This window comes from Mesorhizobium amorphae (assembly GCF_014843845.1).
GTDB classification, from domain to species: domain Bacteria; phylum Pseudomonadota; class Alphaproteobacteria; order Rhizobiales; family Rhizobiaceae; genus Mesorhizobium; species Mesorhizobium amorphae_A.
On the sequence record NZ_JHQS01000131.1, the window covers coordinates 43,662 to 58,713 of the forward strand.

Consider the following 15,052-nt stretch of genomic DNA (forward strand, 5'->3'; position numbering starts at 1 on the left):
TGAGCATGATGATGTTTGGCTGGTTTGAGAAAAGGCTCGATCCGTTCCCGGCAGCGGAACCGGTCGAGCCGCCGAAGACGCTGGTCGGCTTCTGCATGCATTATACACGCGGCGCCTGGCCCTACATCATCCTGGACGCGATCCTGGTGGCGGCGATTGCCTTTGCCGAGGTGTGGATGTTCGGCTTCCTCGGCCACATCGTCGATTGGCTGTCGGGGCAGAATCGCGAAACCTTCCTGCAGACCGAAGGCTCGAAGCTCGCCGGCATGGCCTTCATCGTCCTGTTCGCGCTGCCGGGCACGGTCTGGCTGCATTCTCTGCTCAACCAGCAGACGCTGATGGGCAACTACCCGATGCGCATCCGCTGGCAGGTGCATCGCTATCTGCTGAAGCAGTCGATGGCCTTCTACCAGGACGAGTTCGCCGGACGCATCGCGACCAAGCTGATGCAGACGGCGCTCGCCGTGCGCGAATGCGTCATCAAGCTCATCGACGTGCTCAACTACATCATCGTCTATTTCCTCGGCGTGTTGTTCATCGTCGGTTCCGCCGACTGGCGGCTGGCCACGCCGCTGGTCGTCTGGCTCATCGGCTATATCGGGCTGCTGCGCTTTTTCATTCCACGGCTCGGCAAGGTCGGCGAGGAGCAGGCAAATGCGCGCTCGACCATGACCGGCCGTGTCGTCGACAGCTACAGCAACATCCAGACAGTCAAGCTCTTCAGCCACGCGCGCCGCGAAGCCTCCTTCGCCAAGGAAGGCATGGCCGGCTTTCTCGATACGGTCTACCGGTCGATGCGGCTGGTGACGGTGCTCTACGGCATGCTCTACATCCTCAACGCGCTGCTGTTGTTCTCCGTCACCACACTGTCGCTGTGGTTGTGGCTCGGCCAGGCGGTGACGATCGGTGCCGTCGCCGTGGTCATCGGCCTCGTGCTCAGGATGTGGGGCATGTCGCAATGGATCATGTGGGAAATGTCGAGCCTGTTCGAGAACGTCGGCACGGTGCAGGACGGCATCGCCTCGATCTCGCTGCCGCGCCTTGTCGTAGACAGGCCGGGTGCGAAGGACATCACCGTTGCCAGGGGTGAGATCCGTTTCGAGGACATCCGCTTCCACTACGGCAAGCAGAAGGGCGTCATCGAGAACCTGTCGCTGACGGTGAAGCCGGGCGAGAAGGTCGGCATCGTCGGCCGTTCCGGTGCCGGCAAGTCGACGCTGGTCAACCTGCTTTTGCGGTTCTACGACCTCGAAGCTGGCAAGATCCTGATCGACGGCCAGGAGATCGCTTCGGTGACGCAGGATTCGCTGCGCGCGCAGATCGGCATGGTGACGCAGGACACCTCCCTGCTGCACCGCTCGGTGCGCGAGAACATCCTCTATGGCCGTCCGGACGCGACCCACGAGATGCTGCTCGAGGCGGCGGCGCGGGCCGAGGCGGTCGACTTTATCGGCGGGCTCATCGACGCCAGCGGCCGCAAGGGGTTCGACGCCCATGTCGGCGACCGCGGCGTCAAATTGTCCGGCGGCCAGCGGCAACGCATCGCCATTGCCCGCGTTATGCTGAAGGACGCGCCGATTCTCATTCTCGACGAGGCGACGTCAGCGCTCGATTCGGAAGCCGAGGCCGCCATCCAGGAGAACCTCTACAGGCTTATGCAGGGCAAGACCGTCATCGCCATCGCGCACCGGCTGTCGACCATCGCGGCGATGGACAGGCTCGTCGTCATGGACATGGGCCGTGTCATCGAGGAAGGTTCGCACGAGGAACTGGTGGCCAAGGGCGGACTCTACGCGCAGCTCTGGCAGCGCCAGTCGGGCGGCTTCCTGCTCGACGAGAGGCCGGCCGAGGCCGCCAACGACGCTGTCGCCAACGATATTGGCGCCAAGGGTGAAGCCGCCGAATGATGACTGCCGTCTACCGCTGGTTCGAGAACTGGGTCTATCCGTTCCGGGAGCCGGCGAGTCTCAGGCCACCTGCCAGCGTCGGCGGCTTCCTCTGGCACTATGTCGGGCAGGCGAAGTTTGCCTTCTTCGCCATGCTGGTCATCGGCGGCATCGCGCCGCTGGTCGAGGCCGGACTGTTCTATTTCGTCGGGCGGCTGGTCGACATTCTCGACCAGCTTCCCGAACGCAGCTGGCACGCTTTGTGGACCGCCGCCGGCCCCGAACTCGTCTTCATGGCCGCGGTGGTGCTGGTCGTCCGCACCCTCGTCGTCGGCCTGTCGGCGCTGGTCGACGAGCAGACGATCACGCCAGGTTTCTACAATCTGGTGCGCTGGCAGGGGCATCGCCACGTCTCGCGCCAGTCCTACGCCTTCTTCCAGAACGATTTCGCCGGCCGCATCGCCACAAAGGTCTGGCAGGCCGGGCAGGCGACCGGCGACCTGATGGAGAGCTTCATCGAGGTCGTCTGGTTCATGATCGTCTACACGGTGACGACGCTGGCCCTGGTCGCCGGCCTCGATCTCAGGCTGGCGTTGCTGGTGGTGATCTGGATCACCGCCTTCGGCTTTCTGGCCAAGTTCTACCTGCCGGCGATCCGCAAACATGCCGAGGCGACCGCCGAGGCTGGCTCGATGATCACCGGCCGCATCGTCGATTCCTATTCCAACGTGCAGACGCTGAAGCTGTTCTCGGCCGATGGCGACGACCGCTATATCCGGAACGGCTTCGACATCTATCTCGATGCGCTGCGGCCATTCACGCGCAGGCTGACCGGCGTGCGCATGGCGCTGACGACGCTGTCGGGCATCATGATAACGGCGATCGCCGGCTTTGCCATCTATCTCTGGGTGGAAGGCTCGATCACCGTCGGCGCGGTCGCCTTCACGCTGTCGCTGGTGCTCAGGCTCAACATGCTGCTTGGCCGGCTGATGATGCAGCTCAACAGCATCCTCAGGAATCTCGGCGTGCTGGAGAATTCCAAGGCGCTGATTTCGCAGCCGCTCGGCCTGACCGATGCGCCGGATGCCGGCGAGCTTGTCGTGGGCGGCGGCCGCATCGAGGTGAAGAACGTCACTTTCCACTACGGCAAAGGGTTCGGCGTGCTCGACGGCATCGATCTCGTGGTGCGGCCGGGTGAAAAGGTCGGGCTGGTCGGGCCGTCCGGCGCCGGCAAGACGACCTTGGCCAATCTGATCCTGCGCCTCTACGACCTCGAGGGCGGCAAGGTCCTGATCGACGGGCAGGACATATCGGGCGTGACGCAGAACTCGCTGCGCGCCAATATCGGCGTCGTCAGCCAGGATACAGCACTTTTCCATCGCTCACTGCGCGACAACATCAAGCTCGGCATGCCGGATGCGACCGAGGCGCAAGTGGTCGCGGCGGCCAGGAAGGCCGAGGCGCACGAGTTCATCCTCGGCCTGCGCGACAACAAAGACCGTAAGGGCTACGAGGCCTATGTTGGCGAGCGCGGCGTGAAGCTGTCCGGCGGCCAACGCCAGCGCGTGGCGATCGCCCGCGTCTTCCTCAAGGACGCACCGATCCTGATCCTCGACGAGGCGACCTCGGCGCTCGATTCCGACATCGAGGCGGCGATCCAGGAGAATCTGGCACGACTGATGGAGAACAAGACGGTCATCGCCATCGCCCACCGGCTGTCGACGATCGCGGCGCTTGACCGGCTGGTGGTGCTCGACGGCGGCCGCATCGTCGAGCAAGGCACGCATGACGAACTGGTGGCGCTCGACGGGCTCTATGCACGGCTGTGGAAACGGCAGTCCGGCGGCTTCCTGTTCAACGAGGAAAGCGTGCTGGAAGAGACGCGTCCGGCGGAGTAGGGCATGGGCGGATCGATGGTAACCGGCTATGTGCTGAAGCGGCTGCGGCCGACGACGCCAGCCTTCCGCGCATTGATGGAAGAGAGCCGCCTCGAGGGATACTGGATGCTGGTGCGCCTGGCCGATGGCTGGGCAAGCCGCCGCAACAGGTTCCTGAAACATGGCGAGGCGCTGTTTGGTGTCTGGCATGGCCGCGAAGTCGTTGGTGTGTGTGGGCTGAACATCGACCCCTATTTCGACGGCAGGGAGCAAGGCCGGGTCCGTCACCTGTTCGTCAGCGCGCTGCATCGCCGCAACGGTGTCGGCAGAATGCTGGTCGAGACGGTTGTCGACAGGGCACGTCGACATTTCGCCGCGCTGAACACAAGGGCGCCGCAGGAAGCCTTCGCTTTCTATGAGGGACTTGGCTTCGGGCCGGTCAAGGGCGAAGAATTCGTCACCCATCGTATGACGTTCGAGACAAAGTCCGCGGTCGGCAGGAAAGGAGACTGAGATGTCGTTGCGCCCGCCGTCCACCGGCAGTTCGGCCGGGGAAGCCGCCTTCGACGCGCTCGGCCATGAAATCCTGGCCGAGAAGGCAGCGGCGCTCGGGCGCGCCGGGCAGCGCGTCGAGGAGACGCTGGCCAAGCTGCGTGAGAATGGAGACGACAAGGAGCAGCGGCCCAGGCTCCTCAAGGAAGCGGCCGAAGCCGTGCACGGCTACTTCATCCAGCGCGAACTCTGCGGCCTGCGCAAGCACGACGTGGTGATCCGTGAGTACGATATCCCAAGGGCCGTGTTGGTCAGGCTCGGTGCCAAATAGCGCTGTCTTTTTGTTTGACCATGATCTTTTCCGAAAACCGGCCTCCACTTTTTGCTACGCTGACCTTCTGCTCGGGATCATGGTCTACTCCAGCCATTTGGTGATGAAGCTGCCGTTCTCGTGGATATCGGTGGTCTCGAGCGCGCCCGGGCCGAGATTGGTGAATTTGTGCGGCGTGTCCGGCGGCACGATGACGATCTGGCCGGCGGACGCCTCGATCTGCCGGTCGCCGACCGTGAACAGTCCGGTGCCCTGACGGATGATGAAGATCTCTGCGTAGGGATGGCTGTGCAGACGTGGGCCGCCGCCGACGTCAGGCAAATAGTTGAAGATCAGGCAGCTGTTGGAGCCAAAGGCGCCGCACTGCAGCTCGCCTTGCCAGCAGTCGGGCGCCTCGGCCCATGTGTCGCGGTCTATGATATGCGCCATAGGAGAAGAATAGACCCGGCCTGCGGCGGCTGTCGAGGCGACCACGGGCCTGGATTTCGCGCGGGATTTCCGGTCGTTTCGCTGTGTCGGGCGGTCAGCCGGCACAGTGCTTTGGAAAGCGGCGCCGTGTCCCCGCGACAATCTGCCCTTGTGCCTCCACCCCGCTGGACAAAAACGGGCTTCACGCATAAACCGAAGTCCAAATGCCGGAGGAGTTCGCTAGCCTGTTCGCCATGCGCTGTCGGGTTGGCGTGAATGAGCGGGGAACAGGCTCGACCACCGGCACGGACGAGGCGAAAGGATCAGGCACCCGTGAGCGCAACCGACACCCAGGATCCCAACCGTCGTGATTTTCTCTACGTCGCCACCGGCATGGCCGCTGTGGTCGGCGCGGGCGCCGTCGCATGGCCGTTCATCGACCAGATGCGCCCCGATGCCTCGACGTTGGCGCTGGCCTCGGTCGAGGTCGATGTCGCTTCGCTGACGCCGGGCATGTCGCTGATCGTCAAATGGCGCGGCAAGCCGGTCGTGGTGCGCAACCGCACCGAGCAGGAGATGAAGGACGGCGAGGCCGTCAACCTCGCCGAGCTCAAGGATCCGATCGCCCGCAACGCCAACCTGCCGGCCGATGCCCCGGCGACTGATGCCAACCGGACCATGCCCGGCAAGGAAGCCTGGATGGTGATGGTGCAGGTCTGCACCCATCTGGGCTGCATCCCGCTCGGCCAGGAAGGCGATTTCGGCGGCTGGTTCTGCCCGTGCCACGGTTCGGTGTACGACACCGCCGGCCGTATCCGCCAAGGTCCGGCACCGGAGAACATGGCGGTGCCGGTATTCAAGTTCATTTCCGATACCAAGATCCTTATCGGTTGAGGCAGGGGATATTTCGATGAGCGAGGGACACTCGACCTATACGCCCAAGACCGGTATCGAACGCTGGTTGGACGCCCGCATGCCGCTGCCGCGGCTGATCTATGACAGCTTCGTCGCCTATCCGGTGCCGCGCAACCTCAACTATGCCTGGACCTTCGGCGGCATCCTGTCGATCATGCTGGTCTCGCAGATCCTGACCGGTATCGTGCTGGCCATGCACTATACGGCCGACACGACCCTCGCCTTCGACTCGGTCGAAAAGATCATGCGCGACGTGAATTCGGGATGGCTGCTGCGCTATCTGCATTCCAACGGCGCCTCGTTCTTCTTCGTCGCCGTCTACATCCATATCTTCCGCGGCCTCTACTACGGCTCCTACAAGGCCCCGCGTGAGTTGCTGTGGATCCTCGGCTGCATCATCTACCTGCTGATGATGGCGACCGGCTTCATGGGCTACGTGCTGCCGTGGGGACAGATGAGCTTCTGGGGCGCCACCGTCATCACCGGCTTCTTCAGCGCCATCCCGCTGGTCGGCAACTGGATTCAGGAGCTGTTGCTTGGCGGGTTTGCCGTCGACAATCCGACGCTCAACCGCTTCTTCGCGCTGCATTATCTGCTTCCGTTCATGATCGCCGGCGTCGTCGTGCTGCACGTCTGGGCGCTGCACGTCGTCGGCCAGTCGAACCCGACCGGCATCGAGGTCAAGTCTAAGACCGACACCGTCGCCTTCACGCCTTACGCGACCATCAAGGACGCGTTCGGCATGATCGTGTTCCTGTTCTTCTTCGCCTATTTCGTCTTCTACCTGCCGAACTATCTCGGCCATCCGGACAACTATACGATCGCCGACCCGCTTAAGACGCCCGCCCATATCGTGCCGGAATGGTACTTCCTGCCGTTCTACGCGATCCTGCGCGCCATCACCTTCAACATCGGTCCGATCAACTCCAAGCTCGGCGGCGTGTTGTGCATGTTCGGCGCCATCGTCATGCTGTTCCTGGTGCCGTGGCTCGACACCTCCAAGGTGCGCTCGGCGGTCTACCGGCCCTGGTACAAATTGTTCTTCTGGCTGTTCGTCGCCGACGCCGTCCTGCTCGGCTGGCTCGGCTCGCAGCCGGCCGAAGGCAGCTATGTCTTCATGGCGCAAATGGCGACGCTGTTCTACTTCGCCTTCTTTCTGGTTGCGCTGCCGGTGCTCGGGCTGATCGAGACACCGCGCAGGCTGCCGAATTCGATCACCGAGGCGGTGCTCGAGAAGAACAAGGGTGGCGGACATCATCCTGCGGGGGCTACGGCCGCGCCGGAAACCAAGGGCTGAGCGGCAGAGAATCTAAGGGGATTTAGCATGAAGAAGATTCTCACCTCGCTGGCGCTGCTTGGCCTTGTGGTTGTTGGCACCGTGGCGATCGCCGCCGAGGAGGCACACAACGCGGCCGCGCCGACGCACTTCCCGATCGATGAGCCGAAGGAGATGGACTGGAGCTTCGCCGGGCCGTTCGGCACCTACGACAAGGCGCAGCTGCAGCGCGGCCTGAAGGTCTACAAGGAAGTCTGCGCGGCCTGCCACTCGATGAACCTGGTGGCGTTCCGCACGCTGGAAGGGCTCGGCTATTCGGAAGCGCAGGTGAAGACGCTTGCCGCCGAATACACCATCCATGACGGCCCCAACGACGCCGGTGACATGTTCGACCGTCCCGGCAAGCCGTCCGACTACTTCCCGGCGCCGTTCGCCAACGAGCAGGCCGCTGCTGCCTCCAATGGCGGCGCTGCTCCGCCGGACATGTCGCTGCTGGCCAAGGCGCGCGGCGTCGAGCGCGGCTTCCCGCGCTTCGTATTCGACATCTTCACGCAGTATGCGCAGGGCGGCCCCGACTATATCCATTCGCTGCTGACCGGCTACGACGAGACGCCGCCGGCCGGCATGGTGATCCCCGAGGGCACGCACTACAATCCATACTTCCTGTCCGGCGTGTCGCTGAAGATGCCCAAGCCGCTCTCCGACGGCCAGGTGACCTATGACGACGGCGCGCCGCAGACGGTCGACCAGTATTCGCGCGACGTGTCGGCGTTCCTGATGTGGGCGGCCGAGCCGCATATGGAAGACCGCAAGAAGACCGGCTTCCGCGTCCTGGTGTTCTTGCTGCTGTTCGGCGCCCTGGTCTATCTGACCAAGCGCAAGGTATGGGAAGGCGTGGCGCACTAAGCCGCCATGCCGCGAGTTCCGAAGGGCGCCGCAAGGCGCCCTTTTGCATTTCAAAACGTGCTGTGCTTCACGATCGAGGGGTTGCCGGCCGCTTGAACAAGCCCGTTGGCACGGCGCCATGTGATTGCTATGCCACGCGGCGTCTGTGACGGGGAGGATCGTTGACGGCATGATGTTTGGAAATCGATGATGCGGCTACGCGACTGTCACAATTTTTCCGATTTCCGGCGCATGGCGCAACAGCGGCTGCCGGGGCCGATCTTCAACTACATTGACGGTGCGGCCGACGACGAGGTCACCTATCGCCGCAACACCGAAAGCTTCGAGAGATGCGACCTGGTTCCCAACGTCTTGCGTGGGGTGAGCGAGATCGACATGTCGGTGACGGTCATGGGACAGAAGCTGGCAATGCCTGTCTATTGTTCGCCGACCGCCTTGCAGCGGCTGTTCCACCATCAGGGCGAGTGCGCGGTCGCCAAGGCTGCAGCCAAATACGGCACGATGTTCGGCGTCTCCTCGCTCGGCACGGTCAGCCTCGAGGAGGCGCGCAAGATCAGCAGCGGGCCGCAGGTCTACCAGTTCTACTTCCACCGGGATCGCGGCCTGAACCGGGCGATGATGCAGCGCGCCAAGGACATCGGCGTCGAGGTGATGATGCTGACCGTGGACAGCATCACCGGGGGAAACCGCGAACGCGACAAGCGCACGGGCTTTGCCATTCCTTTCAAGCTCAATCTGTCCGGAATGCTGCAGTTCGCCGTCAAGCCGGCCTGGGCAATCAACTATTTCACCCATGAGGGGTTCAAGCTGCCGCAGCTCGACGAGCATGTCGACATGGGCGGCGGCACCATGTCGATCAGCCACTACTTCACCGAGATGCTCGATCCGTCGATGAATTGGGACGACGTCGCCGAGATGGTCCGGCTGTGGCAGGGGCCGTTCTGCCTCAAGGGCGTCATGTCGGTGGAGGATGCCAGGCGCGCCGCCGAGATCGGCTGCAGCGGCATTGTCCTGTCGAACCATGGCGGCCGGCAGCTGGACGGCTCGCGGGCGGCTTTCGACCAGCTTGCCGAGATCGTCGATGCCGTCGGCGACCGGATCGACGTCATCATGGATGGCGGCGTGCAGCGCGGCACGCATGTGCTGAAGGCGCTGTCGCTCGGCGCCAAGGCCGTCGGCGTCGGTCGCTACTATCTGTTCCCGCTGGCGGCGGCCGGGCAGGCGGGCGTCGAACGCGCGCTCGAACAGATGCGGGTCGAGATCGAACGCGGCATGAAGCTGATGGGCTGCACCTCGATCGAACAATTGACGCGCGAAAATCTGCGTTTCAGATAATCTCGCGCGAAACGGGCGGACGCCCGATCAAGCCAACGGGTCTCGCTCTTCGCGGCAAGACATCGACTACGCCAGTGTGGAGTGCGAACCATGAAATCCTCCCTCGAAGAGACGCTGCTCTCGGCGATCCGCACCATTCCCGATTATCCGAAGCCCGGCATATTGTTTCGCGACATCACCACGCTGCTCGGCAATGCGCGCGCCTTTCGCCGCGCCATCGACGAATTGGTGCATCCCTATGCCGGGCTGAAGATCGACAAGATCGCCGGCATCGAGGCGCGCGGCTTCATCCTCGGCGGTGCAGTCGCCCACCAGCTTTCGGCGGGCTTCGTGCCGATCCGCAAGAAGGGCAAGCTGCCTTACGAGACGGTACGCGTCGCCTACAGCCTGGAATATGGGCTGGACGAGATGGAGATGCACAAGGACGGCGTTGCCGAGGGCGAAAAGGTGATCCTGGTCGACGATTTGATCGCCACCGGCGGCACGGCGGAGGCGGCGGTCAAGCTGCTCAGGCAGATCGGCGCTGACATCCTTGCCGCCTGCTTCGTCATCGACCTGCCGGATCTCGGCGGCCGCAAGAAGCTGGAGTCGCTCGGCGTGCCGGTGAGGACGCTGATCGGCTTCGAGGGGCATTGAAAAGGGCGAACTACTCGACCTTCACCAGCACCGCACTGTCGAACTCGATGACCTTGTCGCCGGTCGAATCGGAGGCCTCGCAGAGCAGCGTCAGCAAATGCCAGCCGGGGCGCGCGGCGAGCGGGCGATGGGCGAGCGCGGTGCGCGTGAATGTCACGGTCTCGCCGGCATAGACGGGCTTCAGCCATTTCAGGTTCCTGAAGCCCGGGGAGGGGCCGAATTCCGGCTGCGGGCCTGGACCTGTCCAGCGGACGCCTTCCGTCTCCATGCGCTTTTCGAGGTTGTACTTCATCCAGGTGGCGGCGGTGTGCCAGCCGGAAGCGCAGAGACCGCCGAGCACGCTCGTCTTTGCCGCCTCCTCGTCGACATGGAAGACCTGCGGATCGTATTTGCGGGCGAATGCCTTGATGTCGTCCGGTTCGAATGTGTGCGAACCGAGCGTGACGGTGACGCCGATCAGGAAGTATTCGTCCAAGGTCATGACAGGCCTTTTGCGGCGTCACGCGCGAGGAACATGCCGGTGTTTTCGAGCTCGAAGACGCTTTCGCCGCGCTGATTGAAGAGTTCGCTGCGCATGGTGATAAGCCCGAGTTGAGGCCGCGATTTGGACTGGCGCTTGGCGACTACGGTGAGCGTGCCGCTCAACGTATCGCCGGCCAGAACCGGCTTCTTCCATTTGACGTGTTCGATGCCCGGCGAGCCCTGCGAGGTCGAGTCGAGCAGGAAGGCATCGCACAGCATGCGCATGAACATCGCGCAGGTGTGCCAGCCCGAAGCCGACAGACCGCCCAGAATGCTGGCCTTGCCGGCCTCCTCGTCGAGATGCATCGGCTGGGCGTCGAATTCACTGGCGAATTCGATGATCTCGGCGGCGCTCACCTGCTTCACGCCGAGGTCGAGCGAGGCGCCCTCGACGAAATCCTCATAGGCCCAGGTCTTTCCTGTCATCTCCAAGTCTTTCCGGTCATCGTCTAAATCCGGTTGCGGAACACCGATCAGGACGGATCGGGGTTTCCCGGATGAAGGCCGCACGGGTTTTGGTCAAGCAATTTCTGGTGCGCCAGCATCGACGGCGCGTGGGCCTGGGGCGCCTAAAGCCAGCCGCGGCGGCGGAAATACCAGAAGGGCAGGATCGCCGACAGCACCATCATGGCAATGGCGAAGGGATAACCGAGCTGCCATTTGAGTTCGGGGATGATGTCGAAATTCATGCCGTAGATCGAAGCAACCAGCGTCGGCGGCAGGAAGATGACGGCGGCGACGGAGAAGATCTTGATGATGGCGTTCTGCTCGATCGAGATCATGCCGAGCGTGGCGTCGAGCAGGAAGGAGATCTTCTGCGACAGGAAGGTGGCATGGTCGGCGAGCGAAAGCACGTCGCGCGACAGCGTCTTGATGCGCGCCTTTGTGTCCTTGCTCATCTTGGTGCGGGTCGAGGCATGGGCGAAGAAGCCAGCCAGGCGCTGCAGCGAGATCAGGCTGTCGCGGATCGAGGAGGTAAGATCTTCCTTGCGGCCGATGGCTTTCAAGAGTTCCTGGAAGTCGCGGTTGCGCTTGGAAACCTTGGTCGAGGTCGCCTGGAAGATGTCGCGCGAGATCGCCTCGACGTCGCGGCCGGCGCGCTCCAGAATATCGGCGAGCCGGTCGACGATCGCCTCCAGCAGGCCGATCAGGATGGTGTCGCCGCTGGTGCAGCCGGTCGCCACCTTCTCGGCGCGCTGCGGAAAGGTCTTGAACGCCTTCGGCTCGTGATAGCGCACGGTGATCAGCCTGGTGCCGGCGAGCACGAAGGTGACCGGCGACATCAGGGGATCGTCGATCTCGGTCTGGGCCGGCAGCGTGGCGGTCATGAAATAGGCGCCGTCCTCGACATAGAGGCGGCTCGAAATCTCGATCTCCTCCATCTCCTCGCGGGTCGGAATGGCGACGCCGAGCCAGCTCTCGATGGCGGCCTCTTCTTCCTTTGTCGGGCTCAAGAGGTCGGCCCAGACGACATTGTCGTCGAGGTTTTCGGTAACGCGCAGGCGATCATTGTCCACGACGAAGGCCTTGATCATCGCCGGGTCTCCCTTGCTCATGTGGCGAATCCGAAATTCGCGTTACCCTGGAGCACCGCTGCGAGGGCGGCCTGCCCGCAAGGTCAGGTGTTGAACTTGAACAGCATGATGTCGCCGTCCTGGACGACGTATTCCTTGCCTTCGTCGCGCGCCTTGCCGGCTTCCTTGGCCGCCACTTCGCCGCCAAGCGCGACGAAGTCGTTGTAGGCGATGGTCTGGGCGCGGATGAAGCCGCGCTCGAAATCGGTATGGATGACGCCGGCCGCCTGCGGCGCCCTGGCGCCCTTGTGCACGGTCCAGGCGCGCGCTTCCTTCGGTCCGACGGTGAAATAGGTGATCAATTGCAAAAGCTCATAGCCGGCACGGATGACCTTGTTCAGGCCTGGCTCGTCCAGCCCCAGTGAGGCCAGGAATTCCATTTCCTCCTCGTCGCTGAGCTGGGCGACCTCGGCCTCGATCGCGGCCGAGATGACGACCGTGCTGGCGCCTTGCGCCGCGGCCATCTTTTCAACCGCGCTGGTGTGCTCGTTGCCGGTGGCCGCATCGGCCTCGGCGACGTTGCAGACATAGAGCACGGGATGCGAGGTCAACAGGTTCAGCCCCTGCAGAATGCGCAGGTCTTCCGGCGAGATGCCGTTGAGCAGGATGCGGGTCGGCTTGCCTGCTTGCAGCAACTCGAGTGCCGCTTCCATGGTCGGCAGCACCGTCATCGCTTCCTTGTCCTTGCCGGAGGCGCGCTTGCGGAACTGCGCGATGCGGCGTTCGAGGCTCTCCAGGTCGGCGAGCATGAGCTCGGTCTCGACGGTCTCGGCGTCGGCGACCGGATCGATGCGACCTTCGACATGAGTGATGTCGTCATCCTCGAAGCAGCGCAGCACATGGACGATGGCGTCGACCTCGCGGATGTTGGCGAGGAACTGGTTGCCCAGCCCTTCGCCCTTGGAGGCGCCACGCACCAGGCCGGCGATGTCGACGAAGGAGATGCGGGTCGGGATGATCTCCTTCGACTTGCCGATCGCGGCGATCTTCTGCAGGCGCGGGTCGGGCACTGCCACCTCGCCGGTGTTCGGTTCGATGGTGCAGAACGGATAGTTGGCGGCCTGCGCCGCCGCCGTCCTGGTCAACGCGTTGAAAAGCGTCGACTTGCCGACGTTGGGCAAGCCAACGATGCCGCATTTGAAACCCATTTTGTCCGGTCCTATCGGGAAAGCGAAATTTTGATCAGGGCTATGGGCGATAGCGCCAAGGATCGTCAAGCCCTACGGCCGCGATCGCGTCCCGGTTCAGCCCTTGCCGCCGAACAGCTTCTTCAGCATGGCGGCCATCGGGCCGGTTTCGGGCAGCTTGGCAGGCGCCTGCTGCGGCCGTGCCTGGCGAATGTGGCTTTGGGCCTTTGGCGCTTTCGGTGGCGGGCGGTCGTCGTCACCGGTCGGCGCTAGCTTGTCGCGCAAGGCGAGCGTCACGCGGTTCATGAAGGAGTTGTCGTCGCCCTTGGCCAGCAATCCGGCGTCGTCGGCGATGGTGTCGAGCAGCACAGCCAGCCACTCGCGGTCGGCCTTGGCGAAGTCGCCAAGCACATGGCCGTGCACCATTTCCCGAACGCCTGGATGGCCGACGCCGATGCGCACGCGGCGAAAAGCCTTGCCGACATGGTCGTCAAGCGAGCGGATGCCGTTATGGCCGCCCGAACCGCCGCCGACCTTGACCCGAACCTTGCCGGCGGCAAGGTCGATTTCGTCATAGAAAACGGTGAGGGCGGCAGCGTCGAGCTTGTAGAAGCGCAGTGCCTCGCCGACCGACTGGCCGGACAGGTTCATGAAGGTCTGCGGCTTGATCAGGATGATCTTTTCGCCGTCGATCGTGCCTTCGGCGATCAGGCCCTGGAACTTCTTCGACCAGGGCGAAAAGGAGTGGCGGCGGGCTATCGCGTCCGCCGCCATGAACCCGACGTTGTGCCGGTTGTTGGCATATTTCGCGCCCGGATTGCCGAGGCCTGCAAAGACAAGCATCGTCGTTCTCCGGGCGGGAAGGGCTTACTTTTCTTCGGCGGCAGGAGCCGCTTCGGGGGCAGCCGCCTCGGTCGTCTCTTCGACCTCCGGCTTCATCGCCGAGGAGCCGGCAATGGTCGCGATGGTGAAGTCGCGGTCGGAGATCACCGGCTTGACGCCGGCCGGCAGCGTAACCGCCGAGATGTGGATCGAGTCGCCGATGTCGGCGCCGGTGAGATCGACGGTGATGAATTCCGGGATCGCATTGGCCGGGCAGTGGAACTCGACTTCGTGACGCACGATGTTGAGCACGCCACCACGCTTGATGCCAGGCGACTTGTCCTCGTTGATGAAGTGGACAGGCACGTCGACATTGACTTCGGTGTCCTTGCCGATGCGCAGGAAGTCGACATGGACAGGGAAATCCTTGACCGGGTCGAGCTGGAAGTCCTTGGGCAGGACCTGGATCTTCTTGCCGTCGACATCGATCGTGGCGATCGTGGTCAAAAACCCGCCGCCATGGATCTTGTAGTAGATGTCCTTGTAGGTGAGCGCGATCGCCAGGGGAGGCTGCTTGTCACCGTAAATTACTGCAGGCACTTTACCGTTGCGGCGAACTGCACGGGCGGACCCCTTACCGACCTGTTCGCGCGCTTCGGCCTTGAGCTCGTAAGTATCGTGGCTCATGGCTTTTCCTTTCGCGTGTTATGGAGCGTCCACGGCCGGCAAAGCGCTTGGGCTGTAGACGTCGAAAGCCGCCAGACCTGGATGTCCGAAAGCCGGAAGCCGCATACGCGGACCTTTGTTCGGGATCACAAGGGGAAGGCAGCCTTCCGCCGCGTTGCCTCCAAGGGTGTCTACGCGGGTGGCGGCTCTATAGCGGAAGGCGCGAATGGGTGCAAGCCGTGGCAGGCATGGGCGATGAGCCGACTTTCCATATCTTGT

The 15,052-nt window shown here is 63.3% G+C and carries 16 protein-coding genes; 9 read left to right on the plus strand and 7 right to left on the minus strand.

Annotated elements, in window-relative coordinates; all coding sequences use genetic code 11:
* The first annotated feature begins 5 nt into the window (after window positions 1-5).
* From DH08_RS35200 to DH08_RS35215, 4 genes are read left to right on the plus strand one after another with little or no spacing between them, the layout of a single operon-like run.
* On the plus strand, window positions 6-1,907 hold the full coding sequence (locus DH08_RS35200; RefSeq protein WP_282595075.1) for an ABC transporter ATP-binding protein: 1,902 nt from the start codon (window positions 6-8) through the stop codon (window positions 1,905-1,907).
* Window positions 1,904-3,784, plus strand: coding sequence for an ABC transporter ATP-binding protein (locus DH08_RS35205; protein ID WP_192183784.1), 1,881 nt, complete (start codon window positions 1,904-1,906; stop codon window positions 3,782-3,784). Before DH08_RS35200 ends, DH08_RS35205 begins: the two co-directional genes overlap by 4 nt.
* 3 nt (window positions 3,785-3,787) lie before the next feature.
* Window positions 3,788-4,276, plus strand: a complete 489-nt coding sequence (locus DH08_RS35210; RefSeq protein WP_192183785.1) for a GNAT family N-acetyltransferase — start codon at window positions 3,788-3,790, stop codon at window positions 4,274-4,276.
* 1 nt (window position 4,277) lies between these two features.
* Window positions 4,278-4,586, plus strand: a complete 309-nt coding sequence (locus tag DH08_RS35215; RefSeq protein ID WP_192183786.1) for a DUF6665 family protein — start codon at window positions 4,278-4,280, stop codon at window positions 4,584-4,586.
* A gap of 84 nt (window positions 4,587-4,670) precedes the next feature.
* Here DH08_RS35215 and DH08_RS35220 read toward each other — a convergent pair whose 3' ends face one another.
* Window positions 4,671-5,015: a cupin domain-containing protein gene (locus DH08_RS35220; protein WP_192183787.1), complete on the minus strand. Its 345-nt coding sequence runs from the start codon at window positions 5,013-5,015 to the stop codon at window positions 4,671-4,673.
* A 312-nt stretch (window positions 5,016-5,327) separates the two neighbouring features.
* Between DH08_RS35220 and petA the strand changes: the two genes are divergently transcribed.
* The 5 genes from petA to DH08_RS35245 all read left to right on the plus strand — a co-directional run bounded on the left by petA (window position 5,328) and on the right by DH08_RS35245 (window position 10,062).
* A complete protein-coding gene (gene petA / locus DH08_RS35225) occupies window positions 5,328-5,888 on the plus strand; it encodes a ubiquinol-cytochrome c reductase iron-sulfur subunit (protein WP_192183788.1) in 561 nt (186 codons plus the stop codon).
* Window positions 5,889-5,904: 16 nt separating this feature from the next.
* Window positions 5,905-7,206, plus strand: a complete 1,302-nt coding sequence (locus DH08_RS35230; RefSeq protein ID WP_192183789.1) for a cytochrome b — start codon at window positions 5,905-5,907, stop codon at window positions 7,204-7,206.
* 27 nt (window positions 7,207-7,233) lie between these two features.
* Window positions 7,234-8,091, plus strand: a complete 858-nt coding sequence (locus tag DH08_RS35235; RefSeq protein ID WP_192183790.1) for a cytochrome c1 — start codon at window positions 7,234-7,236, stop codon at window positions 8,089-8,091.
* A 189-nt stretch (window positions 8,092-8,280) separates the two neighbouring features.
* Window positions 8,281-9,426: an alpha-hydroxy acid oxidase gene (locus tag DH08_RS35240; RefSeq protein ID WP_192183791.1), complete on the plus strand. Its 1,146-nt coding sequence runs from the start codon at window positions 8,281-8,283 to the stop codon at window positions 9,424-9,426.
* Window positions 9,427-9,516: 90 nt separating this feature from the next.
* The gene (locus DH08_RS35245; protein WP_006202565.1) at window positions 9,517-10,062 is read left to right on the plus strand and encodes an adenine phosphoribosyltransferase; all 546 of its coding nucleotides are present in this window, start codon (window positions 9,517-9,519) and stop codon (window positions 10,060-10,062) included.
* A 10-nt stretch (window positions 10,063-10,072) separates the two neighbouring features.
* Here the strand turns inward: DH08_RS35245 and DH08_RS35250 are convergent, their stop codons facing one another.
* The 6 genes from DH08_RS35250 to DH08_RS35275 form a co-directional block, all read right to left on the minus strand.
* A complete protein-coding gene (locus DH08_RS35250) occupies window positions 10,073-10,543 on the minus strand; it encodes a MaoC family dehydratase (protein WP_192183792.1) in 471 nt (156 codons plus the stop codon).
* Window positions 10,540-11,010, minus strand: coding sequence for a MaoC family dehydratase (locus DH08_RS35255; protein ID WP_192183793.1), 471 nt, complete (start codon window positions 11,008-11,010; stop codon window positions 10,540-10,542). The genes DH08_RS35250 and DH08_RS35255 overlap by 4 nt, the downstream gene beginning before the upstream one ends.
* Before the next feature lie 143 nt (window positions 11,011-11,153).
* Window positions 11,154-12,119 carry a magnesium/cobalt transporter CorA gene (gene corA / locus DH08_RS35260; protein WP_192183873.1) on the minus strand — a complete coding sequence of 322 codons (966 nt, stop codon included), beginning with the start codon at window positions 12,117-12,119 and terminating at the stop codon, window positions 11,154-11,156.
* Window positions 12,120-12,202: 83 nt separating this feature from the next.
* Window positions 12,203-13,306 (minus strand): redox-regulated ATPase YchF, encoded by a 1,104-nt coding sequence (gene ychF, locus DH08_RS35265; RefSeq protein WP_192183794.1) that lies wholly within the window; start codon window positions 13,304-13,306, stop codon window positions 12,203-12,205.
* Between the two features lie 96 nt (window positions 13,307-13,402).
* Window positions 13,403-14,128: an aminoacyl-tRNA hydrolase gene (gene pth / locus DH08_RS35270; RefSeq protein ID WP_192183795.1), complete on the minus strand. Its 726-nt coding sequence runs from the start codon at window positions 14,126-14,128 to the stop codon at window positions 13,403-13,405.
* A gap of 24 nt (window positions 14,129-14,152) precedes the next feature.
* On the minus strand, window positions 14,153-14,794 hold the full coding sequence (locus tag DH08_RS35275) for a 50S ribosomal protein L25/general stress protein Ctc (protein ID WP_192183796.1): 642 nt from the start codon (window positions 14,792-14,794) through the stop codon (window positions 14,153-14,155).
* Window positions 14,795-15,052 lie beyond the last annotated feature (258 nt).

Bases quoted from the DNA above. Each gene is read 5' to 3' on its own strand.
- DH08_RS35200 (WP_282595075.1), top strand. From the start codon at position 6: ATGATGATGTTTGGCTGGTTTGAGAAAAGGCTCGATCCGTTCCCGGCA.
- DH08_RS35205 (WP_192183784.1), top strand. From the start codon at position 1,904: ATGATGACTGCCGTCTACCGCTGGTTCGAGAACTGGGTCTATCCGTTC.
- DH08_RS35210 (WP_192183785.1), top strand. From the start codon at position 3,788: ATGGGCGGATCGATGGTAACCGGCTATGTGCTGAAGCGGCTGCGGCCG.
- DH08_RS35215 (WP_192183786.1), top strand. From the start codon at position 4,278: ATGTCGTTGCGCCCGCCGTCCACCGGCAGTTCGGCCGGGGAAGCCGCC.
- DH08_RS35220 (WP_192183787.1), bottom strand. From the start codon at position 5,015: ATGGCGCATATCATAGACCGCGACACATGGGCCGAGGCGCCCGACTGC.
- DH08_RS35230 (WP_192183789.1), top strand. From the start codon at position 5,905: ATGAGCGAGGGACACTCGACCTATACGCCCAAGACCGGTATCGAACGC.
- DH08_RS35235 (WP_192183790.1), top strand. From the start codon at position 7,234: ATGAAGAAGATTCTCACCTCGCTGGCGCTGCTTGGCCTTGTGGTTGTT.
- DH08_RS35240 (WP_192183791.1), top strand. From the start codon at position 8,281: ATGCGGCTACGCGACTGTCACAATTTTTCCGATTTCCGGCGCATGGCG.
- DH08_RS35245 (WP_006202565.1), top strand. From the start codon at position 9,517: ATGAAATCCTCCCTCGAAGAGACGCTGCTCTCGGCGATCCGCACCATT.
- DH08_RS35250 (WP_192183792.1), bottom strand. From the start codon at position 10,543: ATGACCTTGGACGAATACTTCCTGATCGGCGTCACCGTCACGCTCGGT.
- DH08_RS35255 (WP_192183793.1), bottom strand. From the start codon at position 11,010: ATGACAGGAAAGACCTGGGCCTATGAGGATTTCGTCGAGGGCGCCTCG.
- corA (WP_192183873.1), bottom strand. From the start codon at position 12,119: ATGATCAAGGCCTTCGTCGTGGACAATGATCGCCTGCGCGTTACCGAA.
- ychF (WP_192183794.1), bottom strand. From the start codon at position 13,306: ATGGGTTTCAAATGCGGCATCGTTGGCTTGCCCAACGTCGGCAAGTCG.
- pth (WP_192183795.1), bottom strand. From the start codon at position 14,128: ATGCTTGTCTTTGCAGGCCTCGGCAATCCGGGCGCGAAATATGCCAAC.
- DH08_RS35275 (WP_192183796.1), bottom strand. From the start codon at position 14,794: ATGAGCCACGATACTTACGAGCTCAAGGCCGAAGCGCGCGAACAGGTC.